Here is a 939-nt window from a genome sequence, read left to right on the forward strand (position 1 = left end):
TTGGGTATATATTCGAGCGTGAATATTGGAAGGTAAAACAATGGACATCACAAACCTAATTGAGCTGGAAACGATATGTTTAGATCTAAAAGCTCAAACCAAAGATGAAGCGCTCAAAGAGCTGGTCGAGATGCTAGAGGCCGCCGGCAAGCTCAATAGTCAAAGCCAGTTCTTGGCAGATATCTGGAAACGAGAAGAGATCGGTAACACAGGATTTGATGATGGTATTGCGATCCCTCATGCCAAAAGTGATGCTGTAGCGAAACCGGCTGTCGCGGTCGGGATCAGCCGTAATGGGATTGATTATGGCGCCGAAGATGGCGAGCTGTCCGATGTGTTTTTTATGCTGGCGTCTCCAGATGGTGATGATCATCATCACATTGAAGTATTGGCACAAATTTCCACCAAAATTATCGAAGACGGCTTTGTTGAAAAGCTCAAGTTGGCTCAATCGCGAGAAGAAGCGCTTGAGATGCTGACTGATATTCAAACCCAATCCAATGAATTTCTCCCAACTTCTTTAGAATTTGCATCAGAACCCCTGAGCCCTTGGGCGCAAAAACTTGGCCGCATTAAAGAGCACTTGCTGTTTGGCACATCCCACATGATCCCGTTTATCGTTGCGGGCGGTGTGTTGTTGTCGTTGTCGGTGATGATCTCTGGTCACGGTGGTGTACCACAAGAGGGCATTTTGGCCGATATTGCCCAAATGGGGATTGCTGGCCTGACATTGTTTACTGCCGTGCTTGGTGGTTACATTGCTTATTCCATTGCCGACAAGCCGGGCCTTGCGCCGGGTATGATTGGGTCTTGGATTGCGGTCAGTCATTACAATACGGGTTTTTTAGGTGCAATTGTGGTCGGCTTTTTCGCCGGCTTTGTGGTTTGGTTGCTGAAGAAAATTCAACTGCCGGACAGCATGAGTTCGCTCGGCTCGAT

Annotated in this window: 1 protein-coding gene; it reads left to right on the forward strand. The window is 47.7% G+C overall.

The genetic code is table 11. The features are described from left to right. Nucleotides 1–40 precede the first annotated feature (40 nt). Nucleotides 41–939 (forward strand): fructose PTS transporter subunit IIA (locus tag R7Z50_RS25340; protein WP_318149463.1); only part of this gene is annotated, 899 nt, incomplete at its 3' end.

The organism is Vibrio sp. 1249-1 (assembly GCF_033340495.1).